The 17941-nt window shown below is 64.7% G+C and carries 11 protein-coding genes; 8 read left to right on the top strand and 3 right to left on the bottom strand.

Annotated features, from left to right (window positions below; genetic code table 11):
• Positions 1-312: 312 nt before the first annotated feature.
• The 4 genes from aceE to SDENCHOL_RS13435 all read left to right on the top strand — a co-directional run bounded on the left by aceE (position 313) and on the right by SDENCHOL_RS13435 (position 7304).
• Positions 313-3018: a pyruvate dehydrogenase (acetyl-transferring), homodimeric type gene (gene aceE, locus SDENCHOL_RS13450; protein WP_231912993.1), complete on the top strand. Its 2706-nt coding sequence runs from the start codon at positions 313-315 to the stop codon at positions 3016-3018.
• Between the two features lie 3 nt (positions 3019-3021).
• Positions 3022-4452 (top strand): dihydrolipoyllysine-residue acetyltransferase, encoded by a 1431-nt coding sequence (locus tag SDENCHOL_RS13445; protein ID WP_154717275.1) that lies wholly within the window; start codon positions 3022-3024, stop codon positions 4450-4452.
• Positions 4449-6209: a dihydrolipoyl dehydrogenase gene (lpdA, locus tag SDENCHOL_RS13440; RefSeq protein WP_154717274.1), complete on the top strand. Its 1761-nt coding sequence runs from the start codon at positions 4449-4451 to the stop codon at positions 6207-6209. Before SDENCHOL_RS13445 ends, lpdA begins: the two co-directional genes overlap by 4 nt.
• Before the next feature lie 66 nt (positions 6210-6275).
• Positions 6276-7304, top strand: coding sequence for an SH3 domain-containing protein (locus tag SDENCHOL_RS13435; RefSeq protein WP_154717273.1), 1029 nt, complete (start codon positions 6276-6278; stop codon positions 7302-7304).
• A 1016-nt stretch (positions 7305-8320) separates the two neighbouring features.
• On the opposite strand, the gene SDENCHOL_RS13430 is transcribed toward SDENCHOL_RS13435, so the two are convergent.
• The 3 genes from SDENCHOL_RS13430 to waaC form a co-directional block, all read right to left on the bottom strand.
• A complete protein-coding gene (locus SDENCHOL_RS13430) occupies positions 8321-10591 on the bottom strand; it encodes a TonB-dependent receptor (RefSeq protein WP_331844125.1) in 2271 nt (756 codons plus the stop codon).
• 130 nt (positions 10592-10721) lie between these two features.
• Positions 10722-12011 carry a lipid IV(A) 3-deoxy-D-manno-octulosonic acid transferase gene (gene waaA / locus SDENCHOL_RS13425; protein ID WP_331844124.1) on the bottom strand — a complete coding sequence of 430 codons (1290 nt, stop codon included), beginning with the start codon at positions 12009-12011 and terminating at the stop codon, positions 10722-10724.
• Between the two features lie 10 nt (positions 12012-12021).
• Positions 12022-13089 (bottom strand): lipopolysaccharide heptosyltransferase I, encoded by a 1068-nt coding sequence (waaC, locus tag SDENCHOL_RS13420; protein WP_231912992.1) that lies wholly within the window; start codon positions 13087-13089, stop codon positions 12022-12024.
• 213 nt (positions 13090-13302) lie between these two features.
• Between waaC and SDENCHOL_RS13415 the strand changes: the two genes are divergently transcribed.
• Genes SDENCHOL_RS13415 through SDENCHOL_RS13400 form a run of 4 tightly spaced genes read left to right on the top strand, consistent with a single transcriptional unit; the run spans position 13303 to position 17673 of the window.
• Positions 13303-14484, top strand: coding sequence for an efflux RND transporter periplasmic adaptor subunit (locus SDENCHOL_RS13415; protein ID WP_154717272.1), 1182 nt, complete (start codon positions 13303-13305; stop codon positions 14482-14484).
• Positions 14485-14504: 20 nt separating this feature from the next.
• Positions 14505-15254, top strand: coding sequence for an ABC transporter ATP-binding protein (locus SDENCHOL_RS13410; protein WP_154717271.1), 750 nt, complete (start codon positions 14505-14507; stop codon positions 15252-15254).
• Positions 15241-16449 (top strand): ABC transporter permease, encoded by a 1209-nt coding sequence (locus SDENCHOL_RS13405; RefSeq protein ID WP_154717270.1) that lies wholly within the window; start codon positions 15241-15243, stop codon positions 16447-16449. The genes SDENCHOL_RS13410 and SDENCHOL_RS13405 overlap by 14 nt, the downstream gene beginning before the upstream one ends.
• A 21-nt stretch (positions 16450-16470) precedes the next feature.
• The gene (locus SDENCHOL_RS13400) at positions 16471-17673 is read left to right on the top strand and encodes an ABC transporter permease (protein WP_154717269.1); all 1203 of its coding nucleotides are present in this window, start codon (positions 16471-16473) and stop codon (positions 17671-17673) included.
• The last annotated feature ends 268 nt before the right edge of the window (positions 17674-17941 follow it).

The following is a 17941-nucleotide window of genomic DNA, read 5'->3' as shown; positions in this document are numbered from 1 at the left end:
TGCTGTCGGAATGATGGTGCCATGCCGATGGAATGATTTTGGAGCGGTTTTGGAATGATTTTTGGATGGTTTCGATCGTCGGTCAATCCGTTTGGCGCCGGCAGCATGCGTTGTCGCAGCAGTCGTGCGACAGAAGGGTGTCAGCCAGGTTATCGCACATTGTGGATTGTTCTTTCATGATGTGATATGTTCCTGCTCGGCCCGCAAGTTGCGAGACAATAACCCTCGCTATTGCCGGCAGGCCGGGGGAATCGGACTAAACTTCCCTCGTCTGCTGCTGCAATATCGATCCTTACATAATGAGGAGTCGCAATGTCCATGACCATTGAGCCACAAGATCACAATGGCCTGCCTGTAGATACCGATGCGCCGGAAACCCGGGAATGGCTGGATGCGCTCAGCGCCGTCATCGAACGCGAAGGCCCGGAGCGGGCCCACTTCCTGATCGAGCAGATGATCGGTCAGGCGCGCCGTACCGGCATCAACATCCCCTACAGCGCCAATACCGACTACATCAACACCATTCCAGTCGAGCAGCAGATTGCCGCGCCGGGCGATTACGCCATCGAGGCGCGCATCCGCAGCTACATCCGCTGGAATGCGATGGCCATGGTGATGCGCGCCAACCAGCGCTCACCGGGCATCGGCGGGCATATCGCCAGCTTTGCCTCGGCCGCCACGCTGTTCGACGTCGGCTTCAATCACTTCTGGCATGCGCCGACGGAAGCGCACGGCGGCGACCTGGTTTTTTTCCAGGGACATTCCTCGCCCGGCCTGTACGCCCGCGCCTTTCTCCTCGGCCAGTTGAGCGAGGCGCAGCTCGATCATTTCCGCCATGACGTCAGCGGCAAGGGCATGCCTTCCTATCCGCATCCTTGGCTGATGCCGGAGTTCTGGAAGTTCCCGACGGTTTCCATGGGCCTGGGGCCGTTGCAGGCGATCTATCAGGCGCGTTTCATCAAGTACATGATGTGCCGCGGCCATCTCGATCCGGCCATTCATGCCCAGCGCAAGGTCTGGGCCTTCATGGGCGATGGCGAAATGGACGAGCCGGAATCCATGGGCGAGATCAGCATGGCGGCGCGCGAGAATCTCGACAACCTGATCTTCGTGGTGAATTGCAACCTGCAGCGGCTCGACGGCCCGGTGCGCGGCAACGGCAAGATCATCCAGGAGCTGGAAGGCGATTTTCGCGGTGCCGGCTGGAACGTCATCAAGCTGATCTGGGGCAGCTACTGGGATCCGCTGCTGGCGCAGGACAAGAGCGGCCTGCTGCGTCATCGCATGATGGAATGCGTCGATGGCGATTATCAGACTTTCAAGTCCAAGGATGGCGCCTACGTGCGCAAGCATTTCTTCGGCAAGTATCCGGCGCTGGCGAAGATGGTGGCGCATTGGCCGGATGACGACATCTGGAATCTCAATCGCGGCGGCCACGATCCGCACAAGATCTATGCCGCCTATCACGCGGCGCTCCACCACAAGGGGCAGCCGACGGTGATCCTCGCCAAGACCATCAAGGGTTACGGCATGGGCGATTCCGGCCAGGCGCAGAACATCACCCATCAGCAGAAGAAAATGGGCACCACCTCGCTGAAGGATTTCCGCGACCGCTTCCAGTTGCCGATCGCCGACGGGGATCTGGAAAAGATGCCCTACCTGAAATTTCCCGAAGGTTCCCCCGAGCTCGAATACATGCGCCGCCATCGCCAGGCGCTGGGCGGGCCGTTGCTGGTCCGGCGGCAGAAAGTGCAGTCGCCGGAAGTTCCGGCGCCGGAGGCCTATGCGGCGTTCCACAAGTCTCCCGGCGAGGGGCGGGAAATTTCGACCACCATGGCCTTCGTGCGCATCCTCAACATGCTGGTCAAGGACAAGCACGTCGGCGCGCGCGTCGTGCCCATCGTGCCGGACGAATCGCGTACTTTCGGCATGGAAGGCATGTTCCGCCAGTTGGGCATCTGGAACCAGCTCGGCCAGCTATATACGCCGCAGGATGCCGAGCAGTTGATGTTCTACAAGGAGTCGAAGACCGGGCAGATACTGCAGGAAGGCATCAACGAAGCGGGCGCGATGGCCGACTGGATCGCCGCGGCCACCAGTTATTCCACGCATGGCGTGCAGATGTTGCCGGTGTACATCTTCTATTCGATGTTCGGCATGCAGCGCACCATGGATCTCATCTGGGCGGCAGCCGACCAGCGCGCGCGCGGCTTCCTGATGGGCGCGACGGCCGGGCGGACCACGCTCAACGGCGAAGGCCTGCAACATGCCGACGGCCATTCGCACGTGCTGGCGGCAACCATCCCCAACTGCGTTTCCTACGATCCGACCTTTGCCTACGAGGTGGCGGTGATCGTCCAGGACGGCCTGCGCCGCATGTTCACCGAGCAGGAGGATGTCTTCTACTACATCACGGTGATGAACGAGAACTACGAGCATCCCGACATGCCGGCCGGCAAGCAGGTGGCGGCGGACATCCTCAAGGGGATGTATCGCTTCCGCAAGGCGGCCGCCTCGAATGCGCCGCGCGTCCAGTTGCTTGGTTCGGGCACCATCTTCCGCGAGGTGATGGCCGCCGCCGAACTGCTGAAACGGGACTGGGGCGTGGAGGCCGATCTGTGGTCGTGCCCGAGCTTCACCGAGCTGGCGCGCGACGGCCAGGACTGCGCGCGCTGGAATCTGCTGCATCCTGGCGACAAGCCGCGGGTTTCCCATGTGGCGAACTGCCTGACCGATACGCGCGGCCCGGTGATCGCGGCAACGGATTACATCCGCCTGTTCGCCGAGCAGATTCGCCCTTACGTGCCTCGTGTCTACAGCGTGCTGGGCACCGACGGTTTCGGCCGTTCCGACACGCGCGAGACGCTGCGCGATTTCTTCGAGGTCGACCGGCAGTGGATCGCCCTGGCCGCGCTGCGCGCCCTGGCCGACGAGGGACAGATCGATGCCGGGCGCGTCAAGGAGGCGCTGGCCAAATACGGCATGTCGGCCGACAAGCCCAATCCATTGAAGGTGTGAACCATGGCCCAGATCATCGAAGTCAAGTTGCCGGACATCGGCGGTTTCCAGGATGTTCCCATCATCGAGATTGCCGTCAAGCCCGGCGATGCCGTGCAGGCGGAGGACACGCTGCTGACGCTGGAATCCGACAAGGCCACGATGGACGTGCCCACGCCCGTGGCGGGCGTGGTGAAGGAACTGCGCGTCAAGGTCGGCGACAAGGTGGCCGAAGGCGTGCTGGTCGCATTGATCGAGTCCTCGGCTGAATCGGCAGAGGTTGCGGCCGAACCCGCGCCGGCTCCGGCCCCGCTTGCCAAGCCGGCTGATCCGGTGACCACGGCACCGGCGTCGGCAGACACCCAGGCAGCGGTTTCGGCCGGGAATGCGGCCGGCGCCGCTGCTCTGACCGCGCCGGAATTCCGCAGCATGCAGGGCGATCCGCTGGCGCCGCGTTCGGCATTCACTGTCGCGCCGGCGACGGATGCAGCGGAGGCCGTGGATGAACGGGCAGCGGCCCGCAATCTGCCCCATGCCAGCCCGTCGATCCGTACTTTCGCCCGTCAGTTGGGCGTCGATCTGGCCAGGGTGAGCGGCAGCGGGCCGAAGGGCCGCATCCTGCGCGAGGATGTGCAGGCCTACGTCAAGGGCGTGCTGGCAACGCCGGCGGCGACGGCCGGCGGCGCGGGTATGGGTGCTGGCGCGGGCGGCCTCGATCTGCTGCCCTGGCCCAAGGTGGATTTCAGCAAGTTCGGTGAAATCGAAATCCGCCCGCTGTCGCGCATCAAGAAGATTTCCGGCGCCAATCTGGCGCGCAACTGGGCGATGATTCCGCATGTCACGCAGTTCGATCGCGTCGATATCGGCGCGCTGGAAGATTTCCGCGTCGCGCTCAACAAGGAAAACGAGAAATCCGGCATCAAGCTGACCATGCTCGCCTTCCTCGTCAAGGCCAGCGTCGCGGCGCTGCGGAGGTTTCCCGAGTTCAACGCCTCGCTCGACGGCCAGGGCGAGGAAATGCGTCTGGTGCTGAAGAATTACTTCCACATCGGTTTCGCCGCCGACACGCCGAATGGCCTGGTGGTGCCGGTGATCCGCGATGCCGACAAAAAGGGCGTGTTCGACATCGCCGCCGAAATGGCCGAACTGGCGAAGAAGGCGCGCGAAGGCAAGCTCTCGCCGGCCGACATGCAGGGCGGCTGTTTTTCGATTTCCAGCCTCGGCGGCATCGGCGGCACGGCCTTCACGCCGATCATCAACGCGCCGGAAGTCGCCATCCTCGGCGTCTCGAAGAGCGAGATGCAGCCGCAGTGGGACGGCAGCCAGTTCCAGCCGCGCCTGATGCTGCCGCTATCGCTGTCCTATGACCACCGCGTCATCGACGGCGCGGCGGCGGCGCGTTTCACCAGCCATCTGGGCCAGTTGCTGACCGACATGCGGAGGGTGCTGCTGTGAGCCGGACGATCGAGATCAAGGTTCCCGATATCGGCGACTTTCAGGCGGTACCCGTCATCGAAGTGATGGCCAGGCCAGGCGATGCGGTGGCGGCCGAAGACAGCCTGATCACCCTGGAGTCCGACAAGGCCACCATCGACGTGCCCAGTCCCGTGGCCGGCATCTTGCGCGAGTTGAAAGTCAAGGTGGGCGACAAGGTATCGCAGGGGAGCATCATTGCCTTGCTGGAAGTGGGTGATGCGGACGAGGTGGGCGAGTCGGGCGGCGCCGGAACCGAGGCGGTCACGTCGGCTGCCGTGCCAGCGCCCGAGGTGCCGGCCACTGCCGCGGCATCCACGCCTCACGCTGCAGCCGATCTGCTGGTGCTGGGCGGCGGCCCCGGCGGCTATTCCGCCGCTTTCCGCGCGGCCGATCTGGGCCTCAAGGTCACCCTGGTCGAGCGCTATCCGACGCTGGGCGGCGTTTGCCTGAACGTCGGCTGCATTCCGTCCAAGGCGCTGCTGCATGTGGCGGCAGTGATCGACGAGGCGCGCGGGGGGAATGAATTCGGCGTGAGTTTCGGCGTACCCAAAATCGACCTGGACAAACTGCGTGCCCACAAGAACGGCGTGGTCGGCAAGCTCACTCAAGGCTTGGCCGGCATGGCCAAGGTGCGCAAGGTCGATGTGATCCAGGGCACGGGCCGCTTCGTCGATGGCCAGCATCTGCGCGTCACCACGAATGAGGGCGAAAAGACCATCGCCTTCAGGCAGGCCATCATCGCGGTCGGTTCGCAGTCGGTGAAACTGCCGTTCGTGCCGGAGGATCCGCGCATCGTCGATGCCACCGGCGCGCTGGCGCTGCCGTTCGTGCCCAAGCGCATGCTGGTGATCGGCGGCGGCATCATCGGGCTGGAAATGGCGACCGTCTATGCCGCGCTGGGCGCGCAGCTCAGTATCGTCGAGATGACCGACGGCCTGATGCCGGGCACGGATCGCGATCTGGTGAAGGTGTTCGAGAAATGCAATGCCAAGCGTTTCGACAGCATCATGCTGAAGACGCGGGTGACGGCGGTCGAAGCGCTGCCGGAAGGCATACAGGTGAGTTTCGCCGGCGAGCAGGCGCCTGCCGGGCCGCAGCGCTATGACATGGTGCTGGTTGCCGTCGGCCGCACGCCGAACGGCAAAAGTATCGGCGCCGAAGCCGCCGGGGTGGCGGTCGATGAACGAGGCTACATTGCGGTCGACCGGCAGATGCGCACCAATATCCCGCACATCTACGCCATCGGCGACGTCGTCGGCCAGCCGATGCTGGCGCACAAGGCGGTGCATGAAGGCCATGTCGCGGCCGAGGCGGCGGCTGGCGGGAAATCCGCTTTCGATGCGCGGGTGATTCCCGCCGTGGCCTACACCCAGCCGGAAGTCGCCTGGGTGGGACTGACGGAAAGCCAGGCCGGGGCGCAGGGCGTCGCCGTTGAAAAAGGCGTTTTCCCCTGGGCGGCCTCGGGGCGGGCGATTGCCAACGGCGCCGAGTACGGCTTCACCAAACTGCTCTTCGATCGGCAGGATGGCCGCATCGTCGGCGGCGCCATCGTCGGGCCGAATGCCGGCGACATGATCGGCGAAGTGGCGCTGGCCATCGAGATGGGCGCGGACGCCATCGACGTCGGCAAGACCATCCATCCCCATCCGACCCTGGGGGAGACCATCGGCCTGGCCGCCGAAGCCGCGCACGGCAGTTGCACCGACCTGCCGCCCGCGCGCAAGCGGAAGAGCTAGCCGAAGAATGATGGCAAATCTGTCATAATTTCCCGGCTCAATAACAAGGACAAGGAGAGAAGCTACATGAAAACAATGACTCGGGCCGTAATTCTCGGGATGACGCTGGCCCAGGTGGTGACCCCCGTGCATGCGTTCGGTTTCAGTCTTGGCGGCGAGAACAATCAGGAACAAGGGCAGCCCTCCGGCGCTGCCGGCCCGGACGGCGCGACGGGCGAGGCCAAGGAACTCGAGAAGTGCGACAAGCCCTATGGCACGCTGGCGGTGGTCGAGCCACAGGATGCGGTGATTTCCCATCTGCTGCAATATGGCTTGCAGTCGCCGACCGGCCTCATCCGCATGATGGTGCAGCAGTCCAGTTGCTTCGTTCTGGTCGAGCGCGGCCGCGCCATGCAGAACCTGATGCAGGAGCGCCAGCTTGCCGAATCCGGCGAGTTGCGCAGGGGCTCCAACATGGGCAAGGGGCAGATGGTGACGGCCGATTATGTGCTGACGCCGGATGCCGTCTTTTCCAGCAAGGACTCCGGCGGGATCGGCGGCGCGCTGGGCGGCCTGGGCTTGTTCGGCGCCGTGGCGGGGGTGGTGGCTGCCGGGCTCAAGTTCAAGTCGGCGCAGACCACCATGATCCTGTCGGATTCGCGGACATCGCTGCAGATCGCCTCGGCGACCGGCAGCGCGGAGAAGACCGATTGGGGCGTCGGCGGCCTGTTTGCCGGCGGTGCCGGCGTCGGCGCGCTCGGTGGTTACACCAACACGCCGGAAGGCAAGGTGATTGCCGCCAGCTATCTCGACAACTGGAACAACATCGTGCGCTCGATCCGCAACAACCCGCAGCTCGCGCGGCAGGATATCAGCCTCAAGGGCGCTTCGGGCCAGCCGACCAAGGCCGGTCTGGTGCTGGAAGAGGGCGACACCATCACTGGCAAGATTGCCGGGCTCAAGATTTACGCGCAGCCCAGCAAGACCTCAAAGGTGGTCGGCACGATCGGGCGCGGCGAGGAAGTGATCTACACCGGCCAGGATCAGGGCAGCTTCATTCAGGTGCAAAGCCAGGATGGCGAGGGTTGGGTGGAAAGGATCATGGTTCGGAGATAAGCTGCGAAGAAGCTGCGAAGCTGCGCGACATGGCTTCATTCGACAAAAACGGCTGCCGGTTTTCTGGTGGCCGTTTTTGTGTGCGTTCGGCATGAACTGAACCCATAAAGTTGGACAGTTAGTGGTGGGGTTTTCAAAGGCCAGGTTTCGCCCTGGGGCGATATTTTCGAAGCTGTGATTCGGCGTTTGGCGGGTTGTTTTCTGACGGATCGCTGAAGCCGGGACTCGCCCCGGCGGGCGAGTTACTTTTTGCCACGCGGCAAAAAGTAACCAAAAAGCGCGCCCCGCCTTGCCGGCCCGGCGAAGCCGGGCTGCCCTCACTGCGCTACCCTCGGCCGGCCTGCTTTGCAAACTCGCTGCGCTCGAACAGCAAAGCAGGACATCCCCGTCCGAGGCCAGCTTCGTTCGGCGGCGCAGAGGGGAATGAAAGGCGTCACAGTCCGACGGATAGAGCGCGGCGCGTTGCGCCGGGTAAGCTGGTGCAGTGTTACATGCTGCTTGATACATACATTCGTCGTCCCCGCGAAAGCGGGGACCCAGGAACGTACTGGATTCCCGCTTTCGCGGGAATGACGACGATGCGCGCTTCGTCGGGTAGGCCGTGCCGCTGGATTCTCACCCGCGTGGGAATGACGAAGCCGATATATTCCAGCCGATTTGGTGTTTGGCTTTTCAACCACCACGCGTTGAGCTGCTCCCCCTTTCCCCTGTGTCTTGCCGAGTTTCGCCGCCGCCGAGCGGGGCTTTCCGGTTTCGTTGTCCGAGCGCAGCGAGTTTAGAAACCGGCCGCTCGACGGCGGCGAAACTCGGGCAGCCCGAAGGGCCGAGACACCGGGGTGCGTTTCTTTGCCTCCTTTCTTGTCGCACGACAAGAAAGGAGGTCGCCCGCCGGGGCGAGTCCCGGCTTCAGCGCACCGCCAGAGAAAACTCACCGAAATATCAAAACACCGCCCCTGGCTTCTTTCCCCTTTGTCGCATGACAAGAAAGTAGGTCGTCCGCCGGGCGAAACCCGGCATCAGTACTTCATATTGATCCCGACATAAGCCGAGCGCCCCATCCCCGGTACGGCGATGCCCCAGGGGATGCTGTTGATGCCCATGCTCGTGCCTTGCCCGGTATACGCGCCGCCGAGCGGCAGGGCGTAGTAGCGGTCGAACAGGTTTTCGATGCCGAAATCGATGCGCACTTGATCCCAGGCGTAGCTGGCGCGCAGGTTGATCAGGCCGTAGCCGGGCGTCCGGATTTCGTTGCGTACGTCGGAGACGGCGCTTTTGCGTCGGGCGGCGACCAGTTCGATGCCGTTGTCCCAGCCGCCGAGCTTGTGCGTCAGGGTCAGTCTGGCGTTGAGCGGCATGATGTTGTACAGATCGTCGCCGGTGTCGCGGTTCTTGCCGTTGGTGTAGGCGAGCAGACCTTTCAGGCCGAACTCACCGAAGCCGTTCCTGGCCAGCGGCATGCGGCCATGCAGGTCGAGGCCGTACAGGCGGGCCGACTGGTTGGCATAGGCGAGGACGTTGAACTGGTTGGCGCTGAAGGTTGCCGTCTTCACGGCATCGACATAGTCGCTGACGCGCGTGTAGTAGGGCGTTGCCTTGAGTTCCCAGGCGCGGTCGGCGGCATGCCAGTCGAAGGTGGCGGCCAGGGTGTGGGCGACTTCCGGTTTGAGGTTGGGATTGCCGACGTAGCCGTTGCCGTCGCCGACGTAGTTGTTCATGATCGCCATCATGCTGGCCGTGGACCAGGTATAGCGTTCATAGAGATTCGGCGAGCGCACCTTGCGGGCATAGCCGAATTCGATTTCCTGCGTGGCGTCCACCGTATGGCGCGCCAGCGCGGCCAGATCCCAGTTGTGGTCGGTCTTGCTGCGGTTGGCGTTGTTGAAGGCGCTGGCATCGCGGCCTTGGTTCATCATGTCCATCATCGGCGCGGTCGTCGGAAACGTGGCCTGGTTGTAGCCGTGCACCTTGTCGGCATTCGTCTTCACTTGCTCGTAGCGCAGGCCGAGCAGCGTCAGCCATTGCGGATTCAGGCGTTGCTCCCATTCGCCGAAGAGCGCGGCACGGTCGCGCCGCCCGTCGTTGATGTTGATGAAGGTATTCGGGCCCATGCCCATGCTGCCGGCCACCGGCGGCCACCAGTCGTCCAGGCGGTAGCGCTGGAATTCGCCGCCCAGGCGCACGATATCCTGCTCGCCTTGGGCAATCTCGGCCTTCACGCTGACGCCGCTGGTCTTGCCCGCCGTTCTCATCGGCATGCCGGGCCGGCCGCTATACAGCAACTGCTTGTCGGCGCCGAAGTCCATGGCGTGATCGACTTCCTCATGATAGGCGCGCGCATCCAGCGATCCCCAGTCGAAACGGCCGAGGTAGCGCAGGCTCACGCGATGCTGGCTGTTGTCGAGCAGATCCATGCGCTGATTGGGATAGAGCTGGTAGGGCATGTCCTGGAAGCCGAATTTGGCTTCGACGAGATGGTCGCCGCCTTTCCAGGCCAGGCCCAGCGTGTGGTTGCGGGTTTCATAGGCGGTCGAGCCGACTTCGTCGCGCGGCAACTCGTGGCCGGCGCGGCCGGTGACCACGGTGTTCTTGAAATCGCGGGCGGCGGTGTAGTTGTCGGACTTGGCCGTGGCGCCGGCGTAGGTGAGATTGAGCGATTCGGTGGCGTAGGTGGCGGAGAGATTCGCGCCCTGCGCGTTGCCGTTGCTGCGGTAGAACGCGCCGATTTCGCCCTTGACGATGCTGCCCTGGCCCGGCGCGGCGAACACCGGCGCCTGCGTCTCGGCGACGATGGTGCCGGCGATGCTGTCGCCGCCGACGCTGACCGGCGTGATGCCAGCATAGACCTTGATAGTTTCGAGTTGACTCGGGTCGAGATAGGACAGCGCCGGATTCATGTGATTGGGGCAGGAGGCGATCAGATCCATGCCGTCCACCTTGGTGCGCACGCGGTCGTCGGCCAGGCCGCGGATGACCGGCAGGGACGAGACGCCGCCGGCGCCCTGCAGGCTCACGCCGGGTACGTCGCGCAACAGGCTGGCGGTATCGCTGCTGGCGGCGCGGCGGGCATTGAGTTCATCGCCGCTGATTGCGGCTGCATTGGCGGGCAGCGGCCGTTCGGCCGGCGCGGTGACCAGGACTTCGTCGAGGCGGGCCAGTCGTTCCGGCGGCTGCTGCATCTGTTGGGCCAGGGCGTTGCCGGCAGGGAAGAGTGCCGCGATCAATAACGCAAGCGGCGTGAGCGTGCGTGGCGAGAAGCTGAATGATGGTGTGGGGCGGCGCAGTGACACGGCGGAACTCCTGGGCAGATCGAGCAAAACCCGGGATTCTAGAAATCCGCACTGCGCTTGTCGTGTGACATAACGTCGCAGGCCGGCAATTGCAACATGTGCTGTTGCGCCGGGACTCGTCCGGCAACAGTTATTCCAGAATGTCGGCCATCAGCTGCAGCGTGCGCTCGCTGGCGCCGCGATGCCCGGCGGCGAAGGTGGCGCCGGGTGAAGTGTCGGCCGATCCGGGCGCGGCGAGCATGCACAGGGCGCGGTCGAACAATTCATCGGCGTCGCGAATCTGCCGTGCCGCGCCGGCCGCCAGCGCGGCCTGGGCGGCGTCGGCGAAATTGTAGGTCGATGGGCCGAGCAGCACCGGCACGCCGACGGCGCAGGCTTCGATGAGATTCTGGCAGCCGTAATCGAGCAGGCTGCCGCCGATGAAAGCCACGTCGCAGGCGGCGTAGTAGGCGAACAGTTCGCCCATGCTGTCGCCGATGAGGACTTGCGTTCCGCCGTCCAGTTGCGCCGTTTCGTCCAGCGCGCTGCGGCGGACGGTCTTCAGGCGGCGTGCCGTGGCGAGGGCGACAACGGCGTCGAAACGCTGCGGATGTCTGGGGACGATGACCAGCAGAAGCGCCGCGTCGAGGTGGCGCAGATAGGCGTCGAGGATCAGTGCTTCCTCGCCTTCGCGGGTCGAGGCGGCCAGCAGCACGCGCCGCCGCGGCGCATCCTTGCGCCATTGCCGCAGCCAGTGCTTGCCGCGCCGCAGCAGCTCGTCAGGCGGGTTGATGTCGAACTTGAGATTGCCGGTGACGTGGCAGTGCGCGGCGCCGAGTCCTTCCAGACGGGCGGCATCTTCCGGGCTTTGGGCCGCGATGGCGCGCAGTCCTTGCAAGGTCTCGCGCGTGAGATGGGGAAAGCGGGCATAGCCGCGGGCGGATTTTTCCGACAGGCGGGCATTCACCAGCAGCAGCGGGATGTCTTGGTACCGGCAGGCCGCCACCAGGTTCGGCCACAGTTCCGTTTCCATGACCGCGCCCAGTTGCGGGCGGAAGTGGCGCAGAAAGCGCCGCATCGCCCAGGGAAAGTCGTAGGGCAGATACACGCTGGCGATGGCCGCATCCCGGCCATACAGCTCGGCGGCGGTCTGTCGCCCGGTGGGCGTCATGTGGGTCAGCAGGATGCGCGTCTGCGGCCAACGCTGGCGGATCAGCTTGACCAGCGGCTGGGTGGCGCGCGTCTCGCCGACCGAGACGGCATGCAGCCAGAGGGTCGTCTGGCCGACCGCCGGGCGCAGCCGCGATGCAAAAAAGCCGCAGCGCTCGTTCCAGTGCCGCAGATATTCCGGCTGCCGGCGCGCGCGCCAGAGCAGGTAGAGCGGCACCAGCGGCGCTGTCAGCAGCAGCGACAGGGTATAGAGGAAGCGCGCCATGCTCATGATGAAAAGTTCAGCCCAGCATGGCCAGCGCGGCGTCGATGACGGCGAACGCGCTGGGCGGCTGGCCGGCCGCGCCCAGGTTGATGGCCGGGCTGGCCGGCGGATCGCCGGTATACACGCCGGTCAGTTGCGGATTCGAGGCGCAGAACAATGCCAGTGTCGGCCGCGCCAGGGCGGCGGCCAGATGGGTCAGGCCGGTATCGACGCCGACCACCAGCGCGGCCCCGGCGCACAGGCCGGCCAGTTCGGCGATCGACAGGGGCGGCGCAACGCGGGCCGCGCCAGCGGGAATCGTCGCGGCAAGCCGCTCGGCGCGGCTGCGTTCGCCGGCCGAGCCCGCCGGCAGTATGCACTGCAGTCCCTGCGCCGCCAGCGCGCCGATCAACGCATGCCAATGCGCTTCCGGCCAGAGCTTGTCGTCGCGGCTGGTGGCGGTCAGCAGCACGGCATAGGCCGCGCCGTCGTGCCATGCTTCCGGCACCGATGCGGGCAGCGCGGCGAGGCCGTAGTCGAGCGGCAGGTCGGGCGGGTAATTGCAGGCCGCGGCCGCCAGCCAGCGGTTGCGCTCGACGGCATGGACGTTTTTTGGGATGGCGTAGCCGGTGTCGTAGCAGCGTGCGGCAATCGGCTCGCGGGCGGATTCGGCGGCATGGCCGCAACGCCGGCCATGCGGGGCCAGTCGTGTCTGGCTGGTCAGCACGGCGCTTTTCAGGAGTCCCTGGGTGTCGAGTACCAGATCGTAGGCTTCGCGCCGCAGCGCCCGTCGCGCGGCGGCGATTTCCCCCCAGGTGGCCGGTTGCAGCAAGCGCTTGCGCCAGCGCCGCAAGGCGACGGGAATGACCCGGCGCACGGCGGGATGCAGGCGTGGAATGTCGGCGAAAGTTTCTTCGACCACCCAGTCGATCTGCGCCTGCGGGAAATGGCGCCGCAGGTCGCTGGCGACCGGCAGGTTGTGCACCACGTCGCCCAGCGACGAGGTCTTGACGAGCAGAATCGCGCGCGGCGCCGCCGGGAGGGTGGGCGCGGCATGGGTCGGGGGCAGGGTAGCGGCGTTCCGCCTGGAAGATGAGGGTGGCACGGCGGAATTATAAAGTGCAGCCCACCCGGGTGCCGGGATGCCAGGAATGACGTCGCCGGAAATCGTCGGAATTGATGTAAGCCAAGTGGAATGAGTCGGGTAGAATGGGGCCTCCCTGCTTCGGCGGAGCGGCGGCGTCCAGCGTCGTTTTTGTCTCCGCCCCGCTCCGGATCCATTCCATGACAACCCATGTACTGACAGCTACCGGTAATCATGACTAGCTCAAAGACATCGTCCATACTTGGCCGCCTGCTGTTCGGGCTTATCGTGATCGCGGCAATTGCCGGTGCCTGGTGGAAGCTGACCCAGCCCAAGCCCATCAAGGTGGTATTTGCGGGAATCGATGTTGGCAAGGTCGAATCCTCGATTGCCAACACGCGTGCTGGCGAGGTGGAGTCCTGCCGCCGCACCAAACTGGCGACCCTGATGGGAGGACGCATCGAGCAGTTGCCGGTCAAGGAGGGCGAGCGGGTCAAGAAGGGGCAATTGCTGATGAAGCTCTGGAATGACGACCAGCTTGCTCAGAAGAATCTGGCCAATGCGCAGGTCGATACGGCGCGCCAGGGCGTGGCCGAAGCCTGCAGCCTGGCAGCGGCATCCGAACGCGAGGCGCAGCGCCTCGATCTGCTGCATGCGCAGAATTATGTTTCCAGTTCGCGCAGCGAGTCCGCCCAGGCGGAAGCCGACGCCAGGCGCGCCGCCTGCGACTCGGCCAAGGCGCGCGTGGCCCAGGCGCTGGCGCAGGTCAATGTGGTCAAGGTCGAGCAGGGCCGCACCTTCCTGTACGCGCCTTTCGATGGCACCGTGGCAAAGATCACCGGCGAGATCGGCGAGTATTCCACGCCTTCGCCACCGGGTATCCCGACGCCGCCGGCCATCGATCTGATCGACGAGAGCTGCCTCTACATCAAGGCGCCGATGGATGAGGTCGATTCGACGAAGATCCACGAGGGCCAGCCGGTGCGCATTTCGCTGGACGCGTTGCCGAAGAAATCCTTTCCGGGTCACATCAAGCGGGTTGCGCCATACGTCCTGGCCATCGAAAAGCAATCGCGCACGGTCGATGTCGAGGCGGTATTCGACAACCCTGAAGAGGTTGCCCGCTTGCTGGTCGGCTATACCGCCAATATCGAAGTCATCCTCGACGTGCGCAACAAGGTGGTGCGCGTTCCCACCTCGGCCCTGCTGGAAGGCGGCCGGGTGCTGGTGGCGGGAGTCGGCGGCAAGCTGGAAGAGCGCGCGATCAAGACTGGGCTGTCGAACTGGGAATACACCGAAGTGCTCGAAGGTCTGGCTGCCGGCGACCGGGTCGTGACCTCGCTGGAGCGTGAAGGAGTGAAGGCAGGCGCCTACTTCGAGGCCGAAGAGCCGGCGCTCATTGCGACGCAGCGTTGATTCCGGACGGTGCTCAGGCGATGACCTCACCCCTGATCGAACTGAAGGGCATCGAGCGCGTTTTCTATCTCGGCGACAGCAAGGTCAACGCGCTCCGCGAACTGAACGTCAGCATAGACGCCGGCGAATACGTCGCCGTGATGGGGCCGTCCGGCTCCGGAAAATCCACGCTGCTGAACCTGCTGGGTCTGCTCGATCGTCCCGATGCCGGTACCTATCGGCTCGAAGGCCGCGATGTGACCACGCTGTCCGCGGAAGAACAGGCGCGGGTGCGCAGCGAGCGGATCGGTTTCGTCTTCCAGAGCTTTCATCTGGTGCCGCGCCTGACGGCGGCCGAGAATATCGCCCTGCCCATGACGTTGGCGGGCATTCCGCCGAAGGAGCGTTCGTTGCGCGTGGCCCAGGCGCTCAAGGATTACGGTCTGGACGATCGCGGCCATCACCGGCCGAACGAGCTTTCCGGCGGCCAGCGCCAGCGCGTCGCCATCGCCCGCGCCCTGGTGATGAAACCGGCGGTGATTCTCGCGGATGAACCGACGGGCAACCTCGACCGCGCGACGGGCGAAGAGGTGATGCGTCTGCTCGAAGAACTCAACAGCCGTGGCGTGACGCTGATCGTGGTGACGCACGACATGAACCTGGGCAAGCGCGCCCGTCGCCAGTTGCGCATGGAAGACGGCCGCCTCCAGCATGACAGTGCCGCATCCGCTGCATCTTCCGAATCCGCCAAATCCACCAGGGCCGCCGAGTCGGGCGATGCGCACGAGTGACCTGATCCGCTTCGCCCGCGACGCCGCGCTCGGCAGTCCGTTGCGGACATCTCTGCTGGTGCTGGCGATCTCCATCGGCGTGGCGGCAGTGGTCACCTTGACCGCGCTGGGTGACGGTGCGCGGCAGTACGTGTTGCGCGAGTTCTCCTCGCTGGGCACCAATCTGCTCATCGTCATGCCCGGCCGCTCATCGACCGGCGGCTTCAATCCCGCCAATGCAATCACCAGTACGCCGCGCGACCTGACGCTGAACGATGCCCAGTCCCTGCTGCGTTCGCCGGCCATCAGCCGTGTCGCGCCGCTGGCCATCGGCAATACCGAAATCGGCATCGGCGGCAAACTGCGCGAAACCATCGTGCTGGGGACGACGGCCGAATACACGCGCATCCGTTCCCTGGAGATTGCCCAAGGGCGCTTTCTTGCGGCGAGCGAATGGGGACAGGGCCAGGCCGAGGTGGTCATCGGCTCCACCATCCGCCGCGAACTGTTTGGCGCGGAGCCGGCCTTGGGGCGGCTGGTGCGCATCGGCGGCTGGCGTTACCGGGTGGTGGGCGTGTTCGCGCCGAGCGGCAATTCGCTGGGGACGAATACCGATGAAGTGGTGGTGATTCCGGTCTCACTGGCGCAGTCGATGCTCAACAGCAATACCCTGTTCCGTATTTTCATCGAGGCGAAGAGCCGCGAGTCGATCGAAGCGGCCAGAACGCAGGCGCTCGACATCATCAAGCAGCGCCATGAAGGCGAGGCCGACGTCACGGTAATCACCCAGGATGCGGTACTGCAAACCTTCGACCGCGTGCTGACCGCGCTGACGCTGGGCGTGGCCGGCATCTCGGCGATCAGCCTGGTGGTTTCCGGCATCCTGGTGATGAATGTGATGCTGGTTTCCGTCGTGCAGCGCACTGCGGAAATCGGCCTGCTCAAGGCGCTGGGTGCCACCCGGCGGAATATCGAGCTCGCCTTTCTCACCGAAGCCGGCATCCTTTCGATTGCCGGCGGTTTCCTGGGTTACGTGCTGGGCCTGCTGGGTGCTGCGCTGATTCGTGACATGTATCCCAATTTCCCTGCCTTTCCGCCGGACTGGGCCGTGCTGGCCGCGTTGGGTACCGCCATGGTGAGCGGCATTCTGTTCGGCGTCGCGCCGGCCCGCAATGCGGCCGGGCTCGATCCCGTCGCGGCGCTGGCCAAGCATTGATGAGCGCATGACGACGCAGCCATGAGAACCAGCGACAGCATCCTGCTTGCCTTGCGTGCCATCACGGCACAGCGTCTGCGCAGCTTTCTGACGCTGTTGGGCATTGCCGTCGGCATCGCGGCGGTGATCCTGCTGACTTCCATCGGCGAAGGCATCCACCGTTTCATCCTCAGTGAATTCAGCCAGTTCGGCACCAACACCATTTTCATTTCACCGGGCAAGACCAAGACCGGCGGCCAGCACGCCAGCGGCATTCCCAGCTCGGTGCGGCCGCTGACCATCGAGGATGCGCGAGCGCTCCAGCATCTGCCCAACATCCTCGCCGTGACGCCGTGGATCTGGGGCAATTCGGAAGTCTCCGGAAATGGGCGCGTGCGCCGCACGACGCTCTACGGCGTGGGCGCCGACATGCCCAAGGTGGTGACGATCGCCATTCGCATCGGCCAGTTTCTCCCGCGTGAAGAATCGGGCAGCGCCCGCTCGCTGGCGGTGCTGGGCGCCAAGCTCAAGCGGGAATTGTTCGGCGACGCCAATCCGCTGGGCGAACGGGTACGCATCGGCAACATGCAATTCACGGTGATCGGCGTACTCGAGGCGCGCGGACAAGTACTCGGCGTGGATGTCGATGACACGCTGTTCATCCCGGCCGCCCGCGCGATGGAACTCTACAACCGCGATGGCGTATCGGAAATCCGCGTCGCCTATCCGGAGAATGTTTCGGTGGATCATGTCTCCGCCGCCATCAAAACGACGCTCAAGGCGCGGCATGGCCGCGAGGACTTCACCCTGATCACCCAGGCCGACATGCTGCGTTCGCTGTCGAAGATCCTCAACATCCTGACCATGGCGGTGGGCGCGCTGGGCAGCATCTCCCTGCTCGTCGGCGGGGTGGGCATCGTGACCATCATGACCATCGCCGTCACCGAGCGTACCAGTGAAATCGGCCTGATGGTCGCACTCGGCGCGCCACGCCGCACCATCCTTGGCATCTTCCTCGGCGAAGCCGTGGTGCTCTCGGCCATCGGTGGATTCCTCGGCCTGGCGATCGGCATCGGCCTGGCGCAAATCATTCACGCCACGCTGCCCGACCTGCCGGTGCATACCCCGCTGGAGTTCGTCGCGCTTGCCGAAGGAATCGCCATCGCCATCGGCCTGCTCGCCGGCGTCCTGCCCGCACGCCGCGCCGCAAGCATGGACGCGGTCGAGGCTTTGCGCACGGAATGAGCGCTGACGCGCTTGTTCGCGCGTGCCGTCAACAAATTCGCCGTCTGTTTCATGTCCGGCCGGGATGACCGCGCCGTATCCGGCGGTTGCGGGTAATCGGCGACCGCGCTGTCGATCTGATTGACGGGCAAGGCAATGCAATTTTGGGAAGCGCAAATGAAAACGCCCAACCGGAAACGGTTGGGCGTCGAATTCTGGTGACGGAGAACCCTCACCGAAAGAACCAGTGTCTTGAAGCATTTCGGGTATTGTAGGAAGAATCACAACC

Source organism: Sterolibacterium denitrificans (assembly GCF_900174485.1).
GTDB lineage: Bacteria > Pseudomonadota > Gammaproteobacteria > Burkholderiales > Rhodocyclaceae > Sterolibacterium > Sterolibacterium denitrificans.
Note: the sequence above shows the minus strand (reverse complement) of the source record. Positions and strands in the feature narration are given on the sequence as shown.

Coding starts and splice junctions, on each gene's coding strand:
- SDENCHOL_RS13445 (WP_154717275.1), top strand. CDS start 3,022: ATGGCCCAGATCATCGAAGTCAAGTTGCCGGACATCGGCGGTTTCCAG.
- SDENCHOL_RS13410 (WP_154717271.1), top strand. CDS start 14,505: ATGACCTCACCCCTGATCGAACTGAAGGGCATCGAGCGCGTTTTCTAT.
- waaA (WP_331844124.1), bottom strand. CDS start 12,011: ATGAGCATGGCGCGCTTCCTCTATACCCTGTCGCTGCTGCTGACAGCG.
- SDENCHOL_RS13415 (WP_154717272.1), top strand. CDS start 13,303: ATGACTAGCTCAAAGACATCGTCCATACTTGGCCGCCTGCTGTTCGGG.
- SDENCHOL_RS13400 (WP_154717269.1), top strand. CDS start 16,471: ATGAGAACCAGCGACAGCATCCTGCTTGCCTTGCGTGCCATCACGGCA.
- SDENCHOL_RS13435 (WP_154717273.1), top strand. CDS start 6,276: ATGAAAACAATGACTCGGGCCGTAATTCTCGGGATGACGCTGGCCCAG.
- aceE (WP_231912993.1), top strand. CDS start 313: ATGTCCATGACCATTGAGCCACAAGATCACAATGGCCTGCCTGTAGAT.
- SDENCHOL_RS13405 (WP_154717270.1), top strand. CDS start 15,241: ATGCGCACGAGTGACCTGATCCGCTTCGCCCGCGACGCCGCGCTCGGC.